General features: G+C 44.5%; 19 protein-coding genes. 4 read left to right on the top strand and 15 right to left on the bottom strand.

The features are described 5' to 3' along the window. Positions 1 to 2: 2 nt before the first annotated feature. The gene (arsC, locus tag B9D94_RS13365; RefSeq protein WP_036637801.1) at positions 3 to 422 is read left to right on the top strand and encodes an arsenate reductase (thioredoxin); all 420 of its coding nucleotides are present in this window, start codon (positions 3 to 5) and stop codon (positions 420 to 422) included. A 178-nt stretch (positions 423 to 600) separates the two neighbouring features. Here the strand turns inward: arsC and B9D94_RS13360 are convergent, their stop codons facing one another. From B9D94_RS13360 to B9D94_RS13325, 8 genes are all read right to left on the bottom strand, one after another. Further along, on the bottom strand, positions 601 to 1,947 hold the full coding sequence (locus B9D94_RS13360) for an FAD-binding oxidoreductase (RefSeq protein ID WP_006210291.1): 1,347 nt from the start codon (positions 1,945 to 1,947) through the stop codon (positions 601 to 603). Between the two features lie 271 nt (positions 1,948 to 2,218). Continuing rightward, positions 2,219 to 3,361, bottom strand: a complete 1,143-nt coding sequence (locus B9D94_RS31770) for a collagen-like repeat preface domain-containing protein (protein ID WP_148247237.1) — start codon at positions 3,359 to 3,361, stop codon at positions 2,219 to 2,221. A gap of 231 nt (positions 3,362 to 3,592) precedes the next feature. Then, positions 3,593 to 4,273, bottom strand: coding sequence for a hypothetical protein (locus tag B9D94_RS13350; protein ID WP_148247236.1), 681 nt, complete (start codon positions 4,271 to 4,273; stop codon positions 3,593 to 3,595). Between the two features lie 112 nt (positions 4,274 to 4,385). Further along, on the bottom strand, positions 4,386 to 5,306 hold the full coding sequence (locus tag B9D94_RS13345) for a protein phosphatase 2C domain-containing protein (RefSeq protein ID WP_148247235.1): 921 nt from the start codon (positions 5,304 to 5,306) through the stop codon (positions 4,386 to 4,388). A gap of 128 nt (positions 5,307 to 5,434) precedes the next feature. Beyond that, complete coding sequence (locus B9D94_RS13340; protein WP_148248780.1) at positions 5,435 to 6,781, bottom strand: lytic polysaccharide monooxygenase; 1,347 nt, start codon at positions 6,779 to 6,781, stop codon at positions 5,435 to 5,437. 500 nt (positions 6,782 to 7,281) lie between these two features. Then, on the bottom strand, positions 7,282 to 7,917 hold the full coding sequence (locus tag B9D94_RS13335) for a Vat family streptogramin A O-acetyltransferase (RefSeq protein ID WP_148247234.1): 636 nt from the start codon (positions 7,915 to 7,917) through the stop codon (positions 7,282 to 7,284). A gap of 71 nt (positions 7,918 to 7,988) precedes the next feature. Further along, entirely contained in the window at positions 7,989 to 9,197 is a 1,209-nt protein-coding gene (locus tag B9D94_RS13330) for a DUF2812 domain-containing protein (protein WP_148247233.1), read from the bottom strand. Then, on the bottom strand, positions 9,178 to 9,522 hold the full coding sequence (locus tag B9D94_RS13325) for a PadR family transcriptional regulator (RefSeq protein WP_172964046.1): 345 nt from the start codon (positions 9,520 to 9,522) through the stop codon (positions 9,178 to 9,180). Before B9D94_RS13325 ends, B9D94_RS13330 begins: the two co-directional genes overlap by 20 nt. 177 nt (positions 9,523 to 9,699) lie before the next feature. Between B9D94_RS13325 and B9D94_RS13320 the strand changes: the two genes are divergently transcribed. After that, a complete protein-coding gene (locus tag B9D94_RS13320; RefSeq protein WP_148247232.1) occupies positions 9,700 to 10,278 on the top strand; it encodes a class I SAM-dependent methyltransferase in 579 nt (192 codons plus the stop codon). 175 nt (positions 10,279 to 10,453) lie between these two features. On the opposite strand, the gene B9D94_RS13315 is transcribed toward B9D94_RS13320, so the two are convergent. The 5 genes from B9D94_RS13315 to B9D94_RS13295 form a co-directional block, all read right to left on the bottom strand. After that, complete coding sequence (locus B9D94_RS13315; protein WP_006210304.1) at positions 10,454 to 11,203, bottom strand: ABC transporter permease; 750 nt, start codon at positions 11,201 to 11,203, stop codon at positions 10,454 to 10,456. Continuing rightward, the gene (locus tag B9D94_RS13310; protein WP_148247231.1) at positions 11,204 to 11,965 is read right to left on the bottom strand and encodes an ABC transporter ATP-binding protein; all 762 of its coding nucleotides are present in this window, start codon (positions 11,963 to 11,965) and stop codon (positions 11,204 to 11,206) included. 133 nt (positions 11,966 to 12,098) lie between these two features. After that, entirely contained in the window at positions 12,099 to 12,443 is a 345-nt protein-coding gene (locus tag B9D94_RS13305) for a DUF1048 domain-containing protein (protein WP_148247230.1), read from the bottom strand. A 1-nt stretch (position 12,444) separates the two neighbouring features. Beyond that, positions 12,445 to 12,777 carry a PadR family transcriptional regulator gene (locus B9D94_RS13300; protein WP_006210308.1) on the bottom strand — a complete coding sequence of 111 codons (333 nt, stop codon included), beginning with the start codon at positions 12,775 to 12,777 and terminating at the stop codon, positions 12,445 to 12,447. Between the two features lie 235 nt (positions 12,778 to 13,012). Continuing rightward, positions 13,013 to 13,375 carry a hypothetical protein gene (locus B9D94_RS13295; protein WP_148247229.1) on the bottom strand — a complete coding sequence of 121 codons (363 nt, stop codon included), beginning with the start codon at positions 13,373 to 13,375 and terminating at the stop codon, positions 13,013 to 13,015. Between the two features lie 255 nt (positions 13,376 to 13,630). Between B9D94_RS13295 and B9D94_RS13290 the strand changes: the two genes are divergently transcribed. Further along, positions 13,631 to 13,972, top strand: coding sequence for a winged helix-turn-helix transcriptional regulator (locus tag B9D94_RS13290; protein ID WP_006210310.1), 342 nt, complete (start codon positions 13,631 to 13,633; stop codon positions 13,970 to 13,972). A gap of 254 nt (positions 13,973 to 14,226) precedes the next feature. On the opposite strand, the gene B9D94_RS13285 is transcribed toward B9D94_RS13290, so the two are convergent. Then, entirely contained in the window at positions 14,227 to 14,916 is a 690-nt protein-coding gene (locus B9D94_RS13285) for an ArsR/SmtB family transcription factor (protein ID WP_148247228.1), read from the bottom strand. A 98-nt stretch (positions 14,917 to 15,014) separates the two neighbouring features. Here B9D94_RS13285 and B9D94_RS13280 point away from each other — a divergent pair, with 98 nt between their 5' ends. Then, on the top strand, positions 15,015 to 15,635 hold the full coding sequence (locus B9D94_RS13280; RefSeq protein WP_148247227.1) for a flavin reductase family protein: 621 nt from the start codon (positions 15,015 to 15,017) through the stop codon (positions 15,633 to 15,635). Between the two features lie 157 nt (positions 15,636 to 15,792). On the opposite strand, the gene B9D94_RS13275 is transcribed toward B9D94_RS13280, so the two are convergent. Continuing rightward, entirely contained in the window at positions 15,793 to 16,722 is a 930-nt protein-coding gene (locus tag B9D94_RS13275; protein WP_148247226.1) for a LysR family transcriptional regulator, read from the bottom strand. Between the last annotated feature and the right edge of the window lie 44 nt (positions 16,723 to 16,766).

Here is a 16,766-nt window from a genome sequence, read left to right as displayed (position 1 = left end):
TCATGGAGAAAAAAACGATATACTTTTTGTGCACAGGTAACTCATGCCGGAGTCAGATCGCAGAAGGGTGGGCCAAAAAACATCTGGGAATTAGCTGGAATGTTTACAGCGCGGGTATCGAAGCACATGGCCTGAATCCGAATGCTGTTCGAGCTATGCATGAGATTGGCATTGACATTTCAGACCAAACCTCCGATATCATCGATCCAGAACTGCTATATAACGCAGATTTGGTTGTGACGCTGTGTGGTGATGCTGCGGATAAATGCCCTGTCACTCCACCGAACGTAAGAAGAGAACATTGGGGGTTTGATGATCCCGCCAAAGCCCAAGGAACAGATGAAGAAAAATGGTCAGTATTCCAGAAGGTTCGGGATGAGATTGGTCATAGAATTCAACGGTTTGCCGAAACGGGTGAATGAACTAGAGATAACAAATAGAACAAGCCGGTGAGCTGAACTGAACCCCAACTGTTAGTGTGTGTCTCTAACAATTGGGGTCAGATCATCCCTAGGGCTTGTTCTTTGCCATCTAAACCATCAATACATATCGAACCGCTTGAATCTCACTGCCTTAACTCCGATGTTAGCTGCTCTGTCCTTATTTAGCTGGAGGAATGCTCTGTGGATTGTTAAATACATTATTCGGATCGTACTTCGCTTTCACTCTTTTTAATCTGGCGTAGTTCTTTCCATAATAGACTGGCCCTGAACATTTGATGCCTTGGTCCGGAACGTTAATATAGGAACCTACGATGTAAGGCTGCAGCTTCTTCCTGGTGTTCCGAGCTAAGGCGATATTTCTAGCAGCATGGGATGGCTTCACCCATGAGCTGTTCCATTCAACGTAAAATTTGGGTTTTCGCCAATAGAATGCGGTGGCTCGAGGTGCGATACGACTTATGGCCCCGCCCCAGTTCAGGAAGTAGAAGCCGGCTGGCGTGCCCCCTTCAGCTTTTTCTAAGAATTTACGTATGGTTTTGTAAGCTTTATTCGGAAATGGGCGTTTGCCAAAGCCGCTGGAGAACTGGTTACTGAACCTTTGCGTAAGCACTGGATCAGGGGCTAGCAAAAACTTCGTTGCTTCCCTGTAAGGCAGGTAACGAATGGTTTTTTGAGTCGGTGTACCGACGCTAAGAATAGGCTCCAACTGACGAAGCGCCTCGCTTTTTGACCCGAGGTAGACCCCCAGCATGCTGACATTCCCGCCTTTTTTGGGACCGACACTTAATTCGCTGCCGAGCTTAGTGCTGGCGTTAGGAGCCCATACCTGCCATTTCTTCACGACTTTCTCGAACTGCTCCCATGGCCAGATGATGCTGAATACGGTAGCATTAGCCGGAGCGCGCAGCACTTTGAATTTGTATTTGGTGTAGACACCGAAGTTGCCACCGCCACCACCGCGGGAAGCCCAGAGGAGATCGGAATTTTGTTTCTTATTCGCTCGAATGATTCTCCCTTTCGCGTCCACCATTTCGAGTTCGATCAGATTATCGCTGATGAGCCCCGTCGTCCGCTGCAGCGGCCCGATTCCACCGCCCGGCGTAATGCCGCCGATCCCAACGCTCGGACTATCGCCAAATGGCGCCATATAGCCTTGCCGCGCCAGCGTATCCACGATTCTTCCTACCTGGTTCCCTGTCTCCACAACGGCTGTACGGCTCTTTTTGTTCAATTGAATCTTCTTCATCTCGCTAACGTCGATGACAAGTCCTCCATTAACCTGTGAAAGATTGCCCTCCAGGGCATGCCTGCCACTTCTCGGACGTAACGGGACATTATTCTTGCGAGCCCAGCGGATAGCGTTTGCCACATCCTGTGTTTTCTGAGCGAATACGAACACTTTCGGATATCGGTCCGTATGCGGATCCCAGTTCTTGCGGGCTGCTTCATAACCAGGGTCTCCCCTAAAAATCACTCGTCCTGTAAGCTTAACCTCTGATCTCATTTGATTTAACCGACTCCTTATTTGGAATGAGTATGCTCTTTATCATAAAGTTAGGCAGATTCTATATAACGTATGTAAGAACGTGATGTGGCGTATGGGCTGGAGCGGATATGCAGCTTGCGTCAAGAAAAGTTCTTATCGTCCGTCATTTAGACATTCAACTCATGGTGTGAATAACCAAGTCAGACTAAAAAGGCCGTGCCATTATTCAGCGCGGCCTCCACACCTATCATTGAAAACCTTTACGCATAGCGTCTATTAAATCATAGAATCAGGGAATGGTTGTGCTTAGTTTAAATAATGTAATACCTGACCTTACAACTGGTTGTGTGGCGGTTCCGGTATTATTCAGGTTAACATTTAATGGAGATGTATTACGGATCCTGATGATATCACCAGTACTCAATCCAGCTACTACCAATGTCCAAGTTACCGGTTGAACCCCTAGATCTCCTGGACCAGCAGTACTACTAGTTAAAGTGCCACTACCCACGATATGAGTAGTACCATTAAGAAGTAAATCAAAGCTGGGTAGAGAAGTAGGCGGCGAGAATGGGCTTACAAAATAAGTTATATGATAGACACCAGGATCATTAATTTGAACACCGCCCCCTACCAGTGCAAGACCTGAGCTATTGTTTATAGCACTTGTAAGAACAACCGTTCCGCTTGGTGCCACTGTACTATTTACCTCAGTGTAAAATGTACCGAATTGAGAGGACACTGTTCCTGTTGCCCCAGTTCCACCTGTTGCTCCTGTTTCCCCTGTTGCTCCTGTTGCTCCCGTTGCTCCCGCTAATCCCTCAGCTCCTGTAGCTCCCGTGACACCTGCAGCTCCAGCAATGCCTGTTGGGCCCTGCGGTCCTGGTGGTCCGGGTACGCCTTGAGGTCCTGTAGGTCCAATAACATTAATGTTTACTACGTTATCAACAATATTTTGGATATTGTTCACAATTTGGGTGATGTTTTGTTGAATTTGAACGTTTTGGGTTATTTGTTGAACTACTAGAACGATATTTACCAATAATTGGCTGATTTGAATTGCTGTTGAGACCACAACAAATGTAGGAGCAGTAAGGAGAAGGTTCAGTTGAATTAACAGAAGTGCGCGTGCGGCTGATCGCATATTAAGCGAACGTACAAAATCGGCTAAAGCCCGAATATTGTCTTTAAAAGCTAAGATATTCTCAGGTGTCGGATCTGTTAATACACGTAAGGTATTGACGTTTAATTCCTCAAGGATTCCAATTAATGTCCTTAGTCGGTTGGGCGAGATAGATGATTGTCTGCAAAATTTTATTCGCTTTTTACAGTCCAAGACAATACTCTTTTCTATTCGGCCAATAGGTTTCCGATATTTAGAGCATGTGTTCCTTTCACATAAGCGGGCCTTCTTCTTGTTATGGATACCCACACATGTATCCTCCTCTATGTTGAATTTGCCCTATTATATTCTAGGTTGTTATCTAAGGGTTGTTTTATAGCCTATGAAAAAAGCCTATTCATTAGGTTCGAAACCAGGCACAGCCGTTTTCCGACTCGCTCGGATTCATCACCATTAAAATTAATAAGCAAGAATAGAGCGAATTCATCGTAGTATCAAAGAAAACCAACTCTGAAAAAGAGTTGGTTTTCTGAAATCCATTCAAATCCCTATTTTTTCTAGCTTTTCAAAAACGCCATCCACCCATACTTGGTCATCCCATCGTTTGGGATCTTGAAGTTTTCTGACAGCGGGATGTCCTGTTACAATCGTATCCACACCATCTTTGTTGCCAAAGTATAAATCCACGATTTTTAATGCCTTGTTTTCAGCTTGAACTAACAGCTTGAGGCTCATTCCAGCACCTTGGTTCGAAAAAGGTAACTCCACGAAATACAGGTTGCCATCAAGTTTCTGAAGTTCTGCTTGTTTAAATTCATTTTCCAAACCGAAAATGAACCTGACGGCTCCCTTCAATTCCTGCCTTTGTTCCAACTCTAACATGGTATTTGTGTACTGAAGAAGATTCCCGTTCGATATGTAATTGTTAAATGAGACTGTTTGTTGTTCTGCAATAGCACCGGTATATAAATTCACAAAAGCTTTTGCGAATGCGACAACGGTTTCTTTATCATCATCACGAATTTGACTCCCTAGAATTGAAAATTGTTGATTGGCCAGGTCCCCTAAGATCTCTGCTGCTGATTTCTCTGGTAGCTCCAAATTTGCTTCCTCACCTGATGGTGTATTCTTCGAGTTCGTAATCTGTACGGATGCAACTGCTAACATAATAACAATTGAGAATAGAAGCAGCCAGAATCTTGATTTTCTATAATTCCACACGCTGTTTAATCCTCCCTTTTACATTTCCCTCTCCAGCTTATAACCTGTTTTCAACAAGTTATCGACCTTGTATTGGCACTAATCCATTCAAATCAGCTGCCGCGGTATTCTTTTAGCTACACTCGTCAGGTTTATCGCTTTGAAAATGAATCACCATTGCGGTCTTGTCATCCGATTTCTTAAATCGGATATGGTTTATACACTCTGGGTCGCTATCTTCAAGTTCCAGTAACTCTTGAGTGTACAGTTTGATACCTTTTGTTAATATTTCATGGGCAACAAAGCTCCAATACGAGTTCTGTTCAGGCACGACACTGCTCGGCAAAAACATCCCGTCGGTCATCAAAATAATATGTTTCAGACCTGTCAGATTAATTTTTCCGTATTCGAGGAAACGCACGGCATTCTTCTCCCCATTGAGGACTCCGTAGCCTCCATCCGTGTTAGACTGATATCTGTTCTTGGTTATTGTATCAATCACGGTTTCATGAAGCTCCTTCTGGGTGTTCAAGCCCCTCGATATTCCTTCCTGCCATTTAGCGAATGCCGGTGCTTCTAAGTGAGAAACTTGTCTCCAAGTTAAAGGGCGTACCTCTCCATTTTCATACACGGCCAGAATCATGCAATCCCCCGTCTGTATGAATTCCACGCCATCATCCTGAACATGTAGGATGGACAATGCCGCTCCCCAAAGCTCTTCTTTTTTCTCCAAGTCAATATTTGCAAGTACCATTTGTTCCCTAAGATGATTATTGACCTCAACTATATGGTCCCTTAGACTTCCAAGTTCAGCAAGAGATTCGAAGTAGTCTCTTAACAGATTCGCTGCAATAAAACCGCCAGTTTCCTTGTTGGTGTTTAAGTAGGCTGTCAATGAAGATACTCCATCCACAACTCCGTACACATTTGCTGTGGGATGAGAAATAACGGCATCCTCGTTTAGTAGCCCAACGCCTTTTTGGGTGATAACCTCAAAAGTTACAATCAACTTGTCACTCCGTTCTCCAATCTCATAGTCACACTTCTTATTCATACACTCTATCCATAGTTCAACATGGATGCCGTACTATCCTGCCCGTAAGCAGCTACAACAAAATGGCGGGCAGCATCTCGAACATGCTTTCCCGCCATTTATAGATAGCTCGTATGATATCCCTTATACTAAGGGATTAGTTTCCACACATCAACACCTGGCGCTCCAGGTGTTTCACCTTGTGTCCACCATTTTGCTTCATAGTTGGAGCCGTTATGTGTGACTTTGGTTCCACCTAGATAGGCTGTAGAAGAATTCCAAGCAGGATAAGTGGTTGGAGCTGGGGGTGTACTTGCAGTCAGAACGTTGCTTGCAGCGGATACATTGCCAGCGGCATCAACGGCTTTGACAGTAAATTGATAGAGGGTATCCGGCGTCAAGCCAGTCACAAGATGTTCGATGGTCGCTCCACCCGAGACCGTGGCTACCAGCGTATTGCCTGCAAATATTTGATAGCCTGTCACTCCTACATTATCGGTAGAAGCATCCCACATGAGAGGGATCGTTGTGGATGTTCTGGTTCCCATGACATGAAGATGGCCTGGTGCTGTTGGCGCCTCTGTATCTGGACCCGTCACAGGAAGCGTTGTAAAGGAAACGGCATTGCTCGCGGCGGAGATGTTACCGGCTGCATCAATCGCTTTAACCGTCAAGTTATAGGCAGTATTGGCTGTAAGACCCGTTGCGTTGAAGGTTAATGCACCGTTAGTCGATCCAATTTGGTTGGAGCCGTTGAAAATGCGGTATCCAATTACACCTTTGTTGTCTGTAGAAGCATTCCAAGTAATCGTTGCGCTTGTTGTCCCAATATTGGATACTGCAGCTGCTGTAGGGGCAGTAGGTGCGATATTGTCAATGCTACCACCGAAATCAACGTCAATTACATTATAGAAGGCATTTAGCGTGTCCGAAACTTCCCAGACCGCTAGAATGACTTGATATCCGGTACGACTTGGTACGTTACAAGTGTCCGAATAGGTACTGCCAGGCAATTGACCGTTGTAAGGCACCGTACAGAAAGGAGTTAAGTCGAAGGAATCGCGAGTTAACGGTGCATTAGGGTTCCAGTTCTGCTTCGTGATGTAATATTTCCAGCTCGCTGTTGCATGCGGTACTTTAATCTTCCAATTAAATGTGTTTGAACCCGGTGCTATGTTCACTTTGGACCAACGCGTTGCCGACTGCTCGTCAAGCGGAGAGAAATGCTGTACGCCTGCGCTTGCAATTTTCCCATCGGCAGGGCCTCCGGCCGGAAACCCTTTATGAGCTTCCAAGCTATAGGGCTCATAAATAATCAATCCACAGTTTTTATTAACGTTGCTCTCACAGAGTCCTGCACGACTGTTGGTCACATTTCCGTGGGCGGAAGCTTGTTCCGTAAGCAACAGCGACATTGCAAATAAAAGCATGAATATAATTCCGCTAGTAATCAGCATTCTGGACTTATTAACACAAAATAAACGTACTTCAGGCATCATGAATTCCTCCATTATTATATTTTGTTAATCTGAGAGCCCATAGCTGCTTGTAACTCACCTCCTATTTAAAATAAACTTCCAAACCCTCAATCCCTATAAACACTACCGCCTCCTTCATGATCACGAAAATATATATAAACTCACATGGGAGCTTATATTCGTTCGTTCCACACACAAGCTGGGAGAGGTTCGAAGAGTTGGTAAAATCTTCGTTGTTTGAACTTTATAGAATATGCCAAGATGCGTGATTGTGGATGAAATCGAGGATTCTATGAACATGCAGAATGGGGCCATGAAGTATGGATTTAGTTAACCCGACTAAAGATGGAGGACTGTCTTGAGCGCAAATGGAATGTTATCTACGGCTGTCGGTGCTTGGTGCCAAACGCGTAATACAATTAAACCATATTTTTCCTGTATTAGAAAGTATATCTTTACTCCACCGAACAGCAAAGTGGGAAGCCTTATTCTCGACTTCCCACTCTGTTTATAATGAGTTATTTAATTTCCTTGATTATTGTAAGATCCCCGCTGCATAGGGCTTCAAGATTATCAAAAATTTTACGAGCTGGCCAGTTCCACCATTTAATGGCCAGGAGATCATTGATGAGGTCGTCATCAAATCTTTTCTTAATTATTTTGCAGGGATTCCCGCCTGCAATATGGTAAGGAGGGACATCATTTGCAACAACAGAGTTGGCAGCAATAATTGCTCCATCACCAATATGGACACCTGGCATTACGGTAACATTTTGTCCGATCCACACATCGTTTCCAATTACAGTATCACCTTTAAAGGGCAAATCTTCCAGTGCTGGAGTCGATCTCTCCCAACCATTGCCCATAATGTTGAATGGATAGGTAGTGACACTCTGCATTCTATGATTTGCACCATTCATGACAAATTCAATTCCCTTTGCTATTGCGCAAAATTTTCCGATAATCAGTTTATCTCCAATAAATTCATAGTGATGTGTGACATGCTTTTCAAACTCGTCAGCACCGTTTATGTCGTCATAATACGTGTATTCACCAACAATAATATTGGGACGTGTTACAACGTTTTTAATATAGCATATGCTTTTAATTGCTTCATTAGGGTAGATTGCATTAGGATCAGGCCCATATTGCATATCCATGTCCCTCCTTCGTGTTTTAGTTAATAAGACGATGTTCTACTCCGTATGAGAAAACGCCATTATAGTCACATATTGTAATTATAACGCTTACTTAGTCGCCTGTAGTACAGCCAAGTCCTGATTGAGAACGAACCATAGATTAAGATTAATATGACAAACAAAATCATGTTTAAAAGTTCAATTTTATCCAGATTGTAGTTGAACATCTGATGAATATTTGCCCCTATGAATAAAATATTAAAAATGACTAATGGAATGAACATACAAGAATAGGTGACGGCTATACGTCTAGCATGTTTTAATTGATGTGATTTATCACTGTAGATTTGTGGTTCTTCCTCGCCCATTGAGTATTCACGGCTCCATAGAGTCCATTTTTGAAAGGATGAGGTGGAAACATAAGCACTCTTCCAGCCAGCATCTCTATGAATATCGAAGTAGCTTTCATCTGTATTATTTTGATAATCCGCGCAATAACTTATTTTGCGAGGACTTCCTATTTTAAAATAAAAAACGGTTCCTGTTTTACCAACACGAAAAAGATTAAGCCCCTGTTCTTCCATTGCTTCAAGCCACTTTTCAAGCTTATCCGGAGCATACATCCATGCAATTCTTCTCTTAACCACTAGTTGACCTGAACGCATTAACCACTTCTCTTCATCCTGGCTTAACCTTCTTTCAACGGTGCCGCTTCCCTGGAGTTTCTTTCGATGTGTGTTTTCTGCGATCAATTTCTTGTTGATCTTGTTAATTTTCATAACAGAATAAAGTGCAAGTACCCATAGGGCAATTCCAATGCCCATTGAACTGTATGTTAAAATCCAAAGAGGACTTTCGACAAAATGAACCGGTACATCTTGAAAAAACAATGTCGAACGGATGATAAGATTAAACATAACAATGATCGTTAAATAGATTAAAACACTTGCGAAGATGTACCCTATCGACTTATTGTGCTTGACTATGACTTCGCGTACTGGGAAGGTCTTAATTATTTTCTGAGGTTGTTCATTCGCCGTTACATACCACCTTCCACTTTGCAGAATCTTCACCCATCCATCATCTAATAAAACTTTAGAAAGCAAATGGGGTTGGATTTTGTCGAATCCGATCCTGTACGTTCTTTTTCTCGGCTCAGCTTGCTCAAAGATAAAAAGCCGTGTACCTTTATTTATTTTCACTAATTGGTGACCCTTTTCCGCCATAGAGGAGAGCCACTCTTCGGTTTTCTGTACATCATAGCTCCAGAATGGCCTAAAAATCTTTGTTATCATAAAAACCCTCCCCATATTTCAATGCATTCTGGTACAGCTCTTTAAGTCTGTCGATCTCAGCCATGATTAATTTTTGTCCGATCTCAGTCACTCCGTATACCGTTTTTCTTTCCTCGTCGGCAAATACGGTTATTATCCCGTCTTTTTGCATTTTTGTTAAAGTTCCGTATACAGTACCTGAACCTAATCGGATTCGCGAATTGGAAATTTCCTCCACGTGTTTAACAATTCCATATCCGTGACGCGGTTCAGCCAAGGACAGAAGAATATAAAAGGCCGTTTCAGTCATGGGTATATATTTTTTCAGCACTTTTTCAATGTCCAGAATTTCCACCTCACTTGTCTTTGTATTGTTCAACTATGTCACAACTATATATATCACGTCACGACTATATCACGTCGTGACATAAAGTTCAACACTGCCTATTTGGACCTGGGGGAGCTTCTCTTGTTATGATGTAGAAGTAAAAGCCTCTTATTTTAAATACAAAGGGTTGAGGTTATGGTCATATTTCAATTGATACTATGGTTGATTGCTCTGGTGACACTTATATTGGTGGTCTCCATCGTGCTGGTCAGCTGGAAAAACGGAATCTCGCCCATGCCTGCATCCAGTCATGTCAGACAGGTCGTTATTCAGGAAGTAAACCGCATTCCCGGTTACGGTAATGTGATTGAAGCGGGCTCTGGGTGGGGAACGCTGGCTCTGGACGTGGTCAGGTCTTGTCCTGGGAAACGGCTTACGGGTATTGAAAACTCACTCGTCCCCTTGTGGTCATCGCAGCTGCTTGCGTTTGTAAATGTCCGCATTCGACAGACCAGAGGCAGTCGGAATTCTCTGGAGGGACGGCTGCGATTCATTCGTGGCGATATCTACAGCCGTTCATATGAACATGCGGATTGTGTGATCTGTTATTTATTCCCCGGAGCGATGAATCTTCTCGTGGACAAATTCATCCGGGAACTGCCGGCTGGTGCCAGGGTGATTAGTGTCTGTTTTGCTTTGCCAGGCAAGGTACCGCTGCGTACCATCACGTGCCGGGATGCGCTATGCACCAAGGTGTATGTGTATGCTTTTTGATGAATGAGCTGTTCCTGATGGGGGAAAGAGGATTGATTGCTTAGTAGTATGACTTGCTATAGATTCATCCGTAATATGAGCAAAAGCAGCCGCTCCATCGGGTCGGCTGCCTCTGTCTTATTTTCATCTGATTTTAAAAGTTCTGCTCAATTGATGTAATAACCATCATGGTGTATTAGCCTAACTGGCGTTTAAATGCTTTACTTGCAAAGAAATAAGCGATAATCATGATACCGACACACCAGGCAAGCGCGATCCAGATATCGTTGCCGACAGTCCCTTCCTGCAAGAGGGCCCGAATGGCATTCACGATGGAAGTCACGGGCTGGTTCTCAGCGAACACACGGACAATGGTAGGCATAGTCTCGGTTGGAACAAAAGCCGAACTGATAAACGGAAGGAAAATCAACGGATACGAGTAGGCTGTCGCCCCTTCCATAGACCCCGCCGTCAATCCGGGAATGACCGCCAGCCATGTCAGCGCCAGTGTAAACAGTCCGAGCATACCCGCTACCGCGAGCCAATCCAGGATATTCGCGCTGGAACGGAAGCCCATCAGGAGCGCTACGAGGAAAACCACTACAATCGTAAGCGCATTGGATACAAGCGAAGTCAATACGTGCGCCCATAATACCGACGAGCGCTTAATAGGCATGGTAATGAAACGCGACATCAGCCCGCTCTTTACATCATTAAACAGTCGAAGGCTCGTGTATGCTACACCCGATGCGATAGCCATCAGCAAGATTCCCGGCAATAAATAATTGACGTAGTTGTCCGTGCCGGTCTCTATGGCCCCCCCTAATACGTAAACAAACAACAGCATCATCATAATCGGCGTAATTGCCACCGTGATAATCGTATCCGGGCTGCGCATGATGTTGCGCATTAAACGCCCAAGTAATATCCCTGTGTTGCTTTTCATTTACATTCCCTCCTTATTGCCGGTCATCGCCAGGAAAATTTCCTCCAGCGTCGGCTGCTTCTCGATATATTCCACTTTCGCTGGCGGGAACATCGCTTTGAGTTCGGTAAGGGTACCGGTCTTGATAATTCTCCCGCCATGCAGGATGGCGATACGGTCCGCCAGTTGTTCGGCTTCCTCCAGGTACTGGGTCGTCAGCAAGATCGTCGTGCCGCCTCCGGCAAGCTCCTTGACGGTATCCCAGACTTCAATTCGCCCTTCGGGATCAAGTCCTGTCGTCGGTTCGTCGAGAAAAATGACGGCTGGCGTTCCAATCAAACTCATGGCGATGTCAATCCGGCGCTTCATCCCACCGGAATATTGGTCTGCCCGGCGATGGGCCGCATCGGTCAGACTGAATCTTGCAAGCAGATTGTCGGCAACTTGATCGGGATTGGAAACGCCCCGTAACTTGGCGATCATGATCAGGTTTTCCCTCCCGGTGAGCATGCCGTCTATAGCTGCAAATTGTCCTGTCAGACTGATGCTCTGGCGAACATCATCCGGTTGACGCTGCACATCAAAGCCACTAACCCGAGCTTCGCCGCCATCTGGCTTCATCAGCGTTGAGAGAATGTTCACCGTGGTCGTCTTGCCCGCTCCATTGGAGCCCAGCAGGGCGAATATCTCACCACGTTGCACTTCAAAATCCACCCCCTTTAAGACTTCCTTGTCTTTAAAGGATTTTTTCAACTCTTTTACAGAAATTGCTGCATGGCTCATACTGTCTTCCTCCTCATAAGCTATTTAGTCTGACTTATAATAAGTATTACTTAGTACCGGACCAAAAATATAACTGAATAGCGAAGGCGGCAATTCACATTGGGTAACCAGCTAATCAGTCGATATGATCTATTTATTTATTTTTTCCCAACCGGTTCTGGATGCTCTGATTCAAATCTTCGCGGTATTTGGCGACATAGGTTTTCGCATTTGCGACTAATTCGTCGGCGAAGGAAGCCACATCGTCTCCGGTGATATCCAGCACTTGTCTTCCTTCCGCCGCACCACCTTCAAACAATTCGATTAATTCATATTGAATGTTCAGCATATCCATTCCGCTGCCCGTTGCGAAATTCCACATATAGTTTTGAATTTTCTTAAATACGAACTGATAATCCTCTGGCAGGGCATCCACCCGTGCCATCATTATCTTGTATTCTTTTTTATCACCGATCAATTTTTTGAACAGTTCCATCATATTAATTTTTATCCTCCTTTGATCTCAAATCGTTGATTTTGGATGATACAAAATCCCACTTCTCCCAGAACAATTCAAGTTCCTGGCGGCCAGCTTCATTAAGCGAGTAAAATTTGCGGGGCGGCCCCATATCTGACGGCTTCTTTTCGATGTTCACCAGCTGTTTCTTTTCTAATCGCACGAGGATGGTGTAGACTGTCCCTTCCACAACTTCGGTAAACCCTAGATCGTTCAGTCGGCGGGTAATCTCGTAGCCATAGGTTTCATGGCGGCTGATGATTTCCAATACGCAGCCTTCCAGCGAACCCTTCAGCATTTCAGTTAAATTGTCCATATTCAGAACCTCCTTTATTTCGTCCCTCCTCTAATTAGTCTGACCTATATATTCAGTACAACATAGTTCCAAGGGAAGTTTTACTCCGTAGCTTATGGAAATCACGCTATTTAGTATTACTTATTACATGTACATCGTAACACCGAGTAGTGATGCCGTCAACTATTTTTATAAATTATTTTTCCAGCCTCACAGAATCGATCGTTTCATGCCCCCGAATACTCCCTCCCCTTTCTTATGAGGTGTAATCGTCAATCGCTTGAACAGCAAGTTCCAACGCTCTCATTCTTCTTTCCAGAAGCGTTCTTTGGGGACTGCCAGCCTTAGACTTAGCGTAGCTGTTCTGGATGGATGGTAATAAACCATTTATAACATGGCGAGCAGCTGCTAATTCTTCCTGGGCGTGATGATGGGGGCTTTGATTCCAAACGTGCTCCAGCATGGATAAGCCAATAGAAACAGCTTGAAGTCGTTTCTTTACGAGAGTAGTATTTGCACCACTTTGATTCATCTGGGACAGGGCATTCTCAAGTTTGCTGACTGTCGATTGCAAAGACCTTATGGATTCCAACTGATCTGAAATAGACACGTTTTCCATATTGATATTGTCCTTTCTCCGTTTGCAGCGCATGTGTGCGCAAGCAATGGTTTACCTGACTTCATTGTACAACATTTATGCAATGGCTAAGGTTAGTCCGTCTGGTGCCTTTATTTCGCAATAATCATTCAAGAAAAGATTAGCATACGGACTCATAATCCCCTTTACTTAAAGTAGATCTAGTTTAAAATGTAATCATACAAAAAAACAGTATATGCTTTTTAGATAGGTACTTCCAGAAAGGATAGTGTAAACATGAGTATGGCTGAATTTAAAGGTAAGGTTAGAAATATTCAAGATACGCCATTTGGTTATACCTTATCGGTGATTGGCGGGAAATGGAAAATGGTCATTATCTACCTTCTCGCCGAGAACGGGACGGTTCGCTTTAATGATCTGAAAAGGCAGATCGGAGCTATCACTTATAAAATGTTAAGTTCACAGCTTAAAGAGTTGGAGGCAGACGGCATGGTAAAACGGATAGAATACCCTCAAGTTCCCCCTAAGGTGGAATACAGTCTCACAGAGAAAGCGGAAACCCTATTGCCTGTTTTGGAAGGCTTATGTGAGTGGGGAGTCAAGAACCAGGATCGTTGAATCTATATTCACTTTAGACTCGTACAAGTTTTGTCCTCTACAGAAAAAAACAAGTTCTTGTCCTCAACTCGGAACAAGAACTTGTAGCCCAAAAACCGCAAAAGCAGCGGCTCCGGGAAGATAGCCCATGTTCATGCTGGTACAGACAGTTTTGTAAACCTCTCCGGGATCTCAAGCCCCTTTGGTTAAGCATCGCTTCCAGAACGATTGTATCCCGTCACGCGCGCGATAGGCTTGCCCCATGTGTATGGTGCCTATTCGATATCAATATGGAATGTTTCTTTTAGCCCCCTTTTGCCTTCCGGTGTGATAGAAATAGCCCTGGTTTTTGGCATGCGTTGTATCCAAGCTAATTCTAATAGCCTTTCTAGCAGGGCATGGCCTAATGCTCCGGCAAGGTGATGACGTCTCTCACTCCAATCCAGGCATCGATGCGTGAAGGAGCGGCGCTTTTTCTTCACGCGTTCCAGATCGATCTGGAATGTCTGGAAGAAGGCAACTCCCTTTTCTGTAACCGTAAATTGATCGCCCACATCGGATAAGACTCCTGCGCTGAGAAGCGAATCCGTCAATTGGATTCCCAGACTCCCTGCAAGATGATCGTAGCATGTCCTTGCATGGCGTATCGCTTTATGCTCCAAGGCTTGGTTTAATGATCTTATTTCAACAGGTGGCGATATGGATAAAAGGGTCTCCATGATCCGGGCTACTTCCTGATTCGCTATTCCGTAATAACGATGCCTTCCCTGTTTTTCAACGGTGACCAGATTCGCTGTAACCATTTTGGATAAATGAAAGCTGGCCGTTTGCGGTTTAATATTTGCCATATGCGCTAGTTCTCCTGCCGGATGATATCGCCCATCCAACAAGGCGGTCAGGATGGCTGCTCTTGATGCATCGCTTACCAGTGAGGCGATCTGTGCTATGTTTGGATTCGGATTCATCTTCTTCCCCCCTAATGTAATCCATATTTCGATGAGCATCGAACCTTTTTTATTTTACAATGAGTGGAGATAGAATAGTTCATGGGAGGAACGATGGTATGAAGAAAACCGCTCAAAAGATAAACACAAAAATAATTAAACCGAGAATCCTATATTATGGAACCCCGGTTATACTGCTCAACACGCTAAATGGAGATCACACCGTTAATATTAGTCCAATCTCCTCATCATGGGCGCTGGGAGAATATATCATTCTAGGTATCGGCCTTGGGGGTAAAGCGATTGAGAATCTGGAACGACATCCTGAATGCGTCATCAATATACCGGACCCTTCATTATGGGAGAATGTCGAACAATTAGCCCCATTGACAGGGAAATATCCTGTTCCGGACTATAAACTTGAGAGCGGATTTACATATGAAAAAGATAAGTTTGAACGAAGCGGATTAACGCCAGTGGATTCCGTCGTTGTCAGGCCGACTCGTATTCTGGAGTGTCCGATCCAGATTGAAGCCAGGGTAAATCACATTCGGGTGCCTGAGGATTCACCCTTTTTTGCCATTATAGAAACGCAGGCTGTACATGTGCATGCCCATCAGGACATCATGAAGAATGAACAACACATTGACCCAGGCAAATGGAGTCCGCTCATCTACAATTTCCGGCACTATTATGGTCTAGGCCAAGCTTTAGGCAAAACCTTTCGAGCCGAGACATAAGTCTGTAACTCATGGAGGCCCGTAATCCATTCACGGGCCTTGTTTGTCCTGCGAATTTTGGCAACACTTCCGCAACTAACGGTCCAACAACCAATCTTTCTCGAATAAATATAAGCAATCGCCGCGCCTCTAAAGTATTCCTCAAGGGTCGTCAGCACTAATCCCTTGGATCTCGTATGCGGTTTTTATCCTCCTCCACGCTTGCAATAACCTCCCTTGCAGCTTCAATGAAAGATAATATGATCGGTGATAGCCACTTGTCTTTATGCCATGACATCTGTGTATACACGTGCAGATCTGGAATTTGCCATGGAAGAGCAACAAGTTCTCCCCGTTCAACCTCGGCTTCCGTCGTTATTTCAGGAAGAAAGGCAATACCGATTCCCGAGATTGCACATTGTTTAATGGCTTCGGCACTTTGAAACTCTAAATACGTGATACTATCAATGCCCTCTTTCTCAAATGACCGGTCAAACATGGTTCGATAGGGACAACCCTTTTCATTCGTCAGGAACACTTCCCCGTGAAAATCTTCCAGCTGCAGAACACTTCGTTTGGCGAGCGGGTGATCTGGTGCAGCGAATAAGCGGAACGTTTCTTCCAGCAGCGGTTCCACTGCAAGTCCGCTCGATCGAATAGGTTCGTCCAACATGAAGACAACATCCGCGGTTCCCTCAAAGAGCGTCTGCTTGAGCTCTTGATTGGGTACGGAACGGAAGATAAGGCGTACTCCCGGATTACGTGAGCGATATAATTGAAAGACCGCTGGAAGCCGATAGGCGCATATAACCTCGTTGGCACTTATCGTTAAGGTGCCGCTCAGATGATGTTCATTGTCATGAACAACGCTGCGAGCTTCGTCCAATTGGTTTAGAACTCCTTGAATATGAGTTAAAAAACGCTTACCCGCCGTTGTGAGAACGAGCTGCTTGCCCAAGCGGTCAAAGAGGCGAACACCAAGCTCATCCTCCAATGCTTTTATTTGCATCGTGACGTTGGAAGGAACATAGTTCAGCACTTCCGCAGCCCGACTGAAGTTTAATGTTGAAGCAACCGTGCGGAACGTATTCAGTTGGCGTAATTCCATTATGCCTTCCCCCTTTTACTTTTACTTTCAATAAAATTGAATGC

Origin of the sequence: Paenibacillus sp. Cedars (assembly GCF_003184205.1) — a bacterium.
In the GTDB taxonomy this organism is placed as follows: Bacteria; Bacillota; Bacilli; order Paenibacillales; family Paenibacillaceae; genus Paenibacillus_AQ; species Paenibacillus_AQ glucanolyticus.
This window is presented reverse-complemented; position numbering and strand designations above follow the sequence as displayed.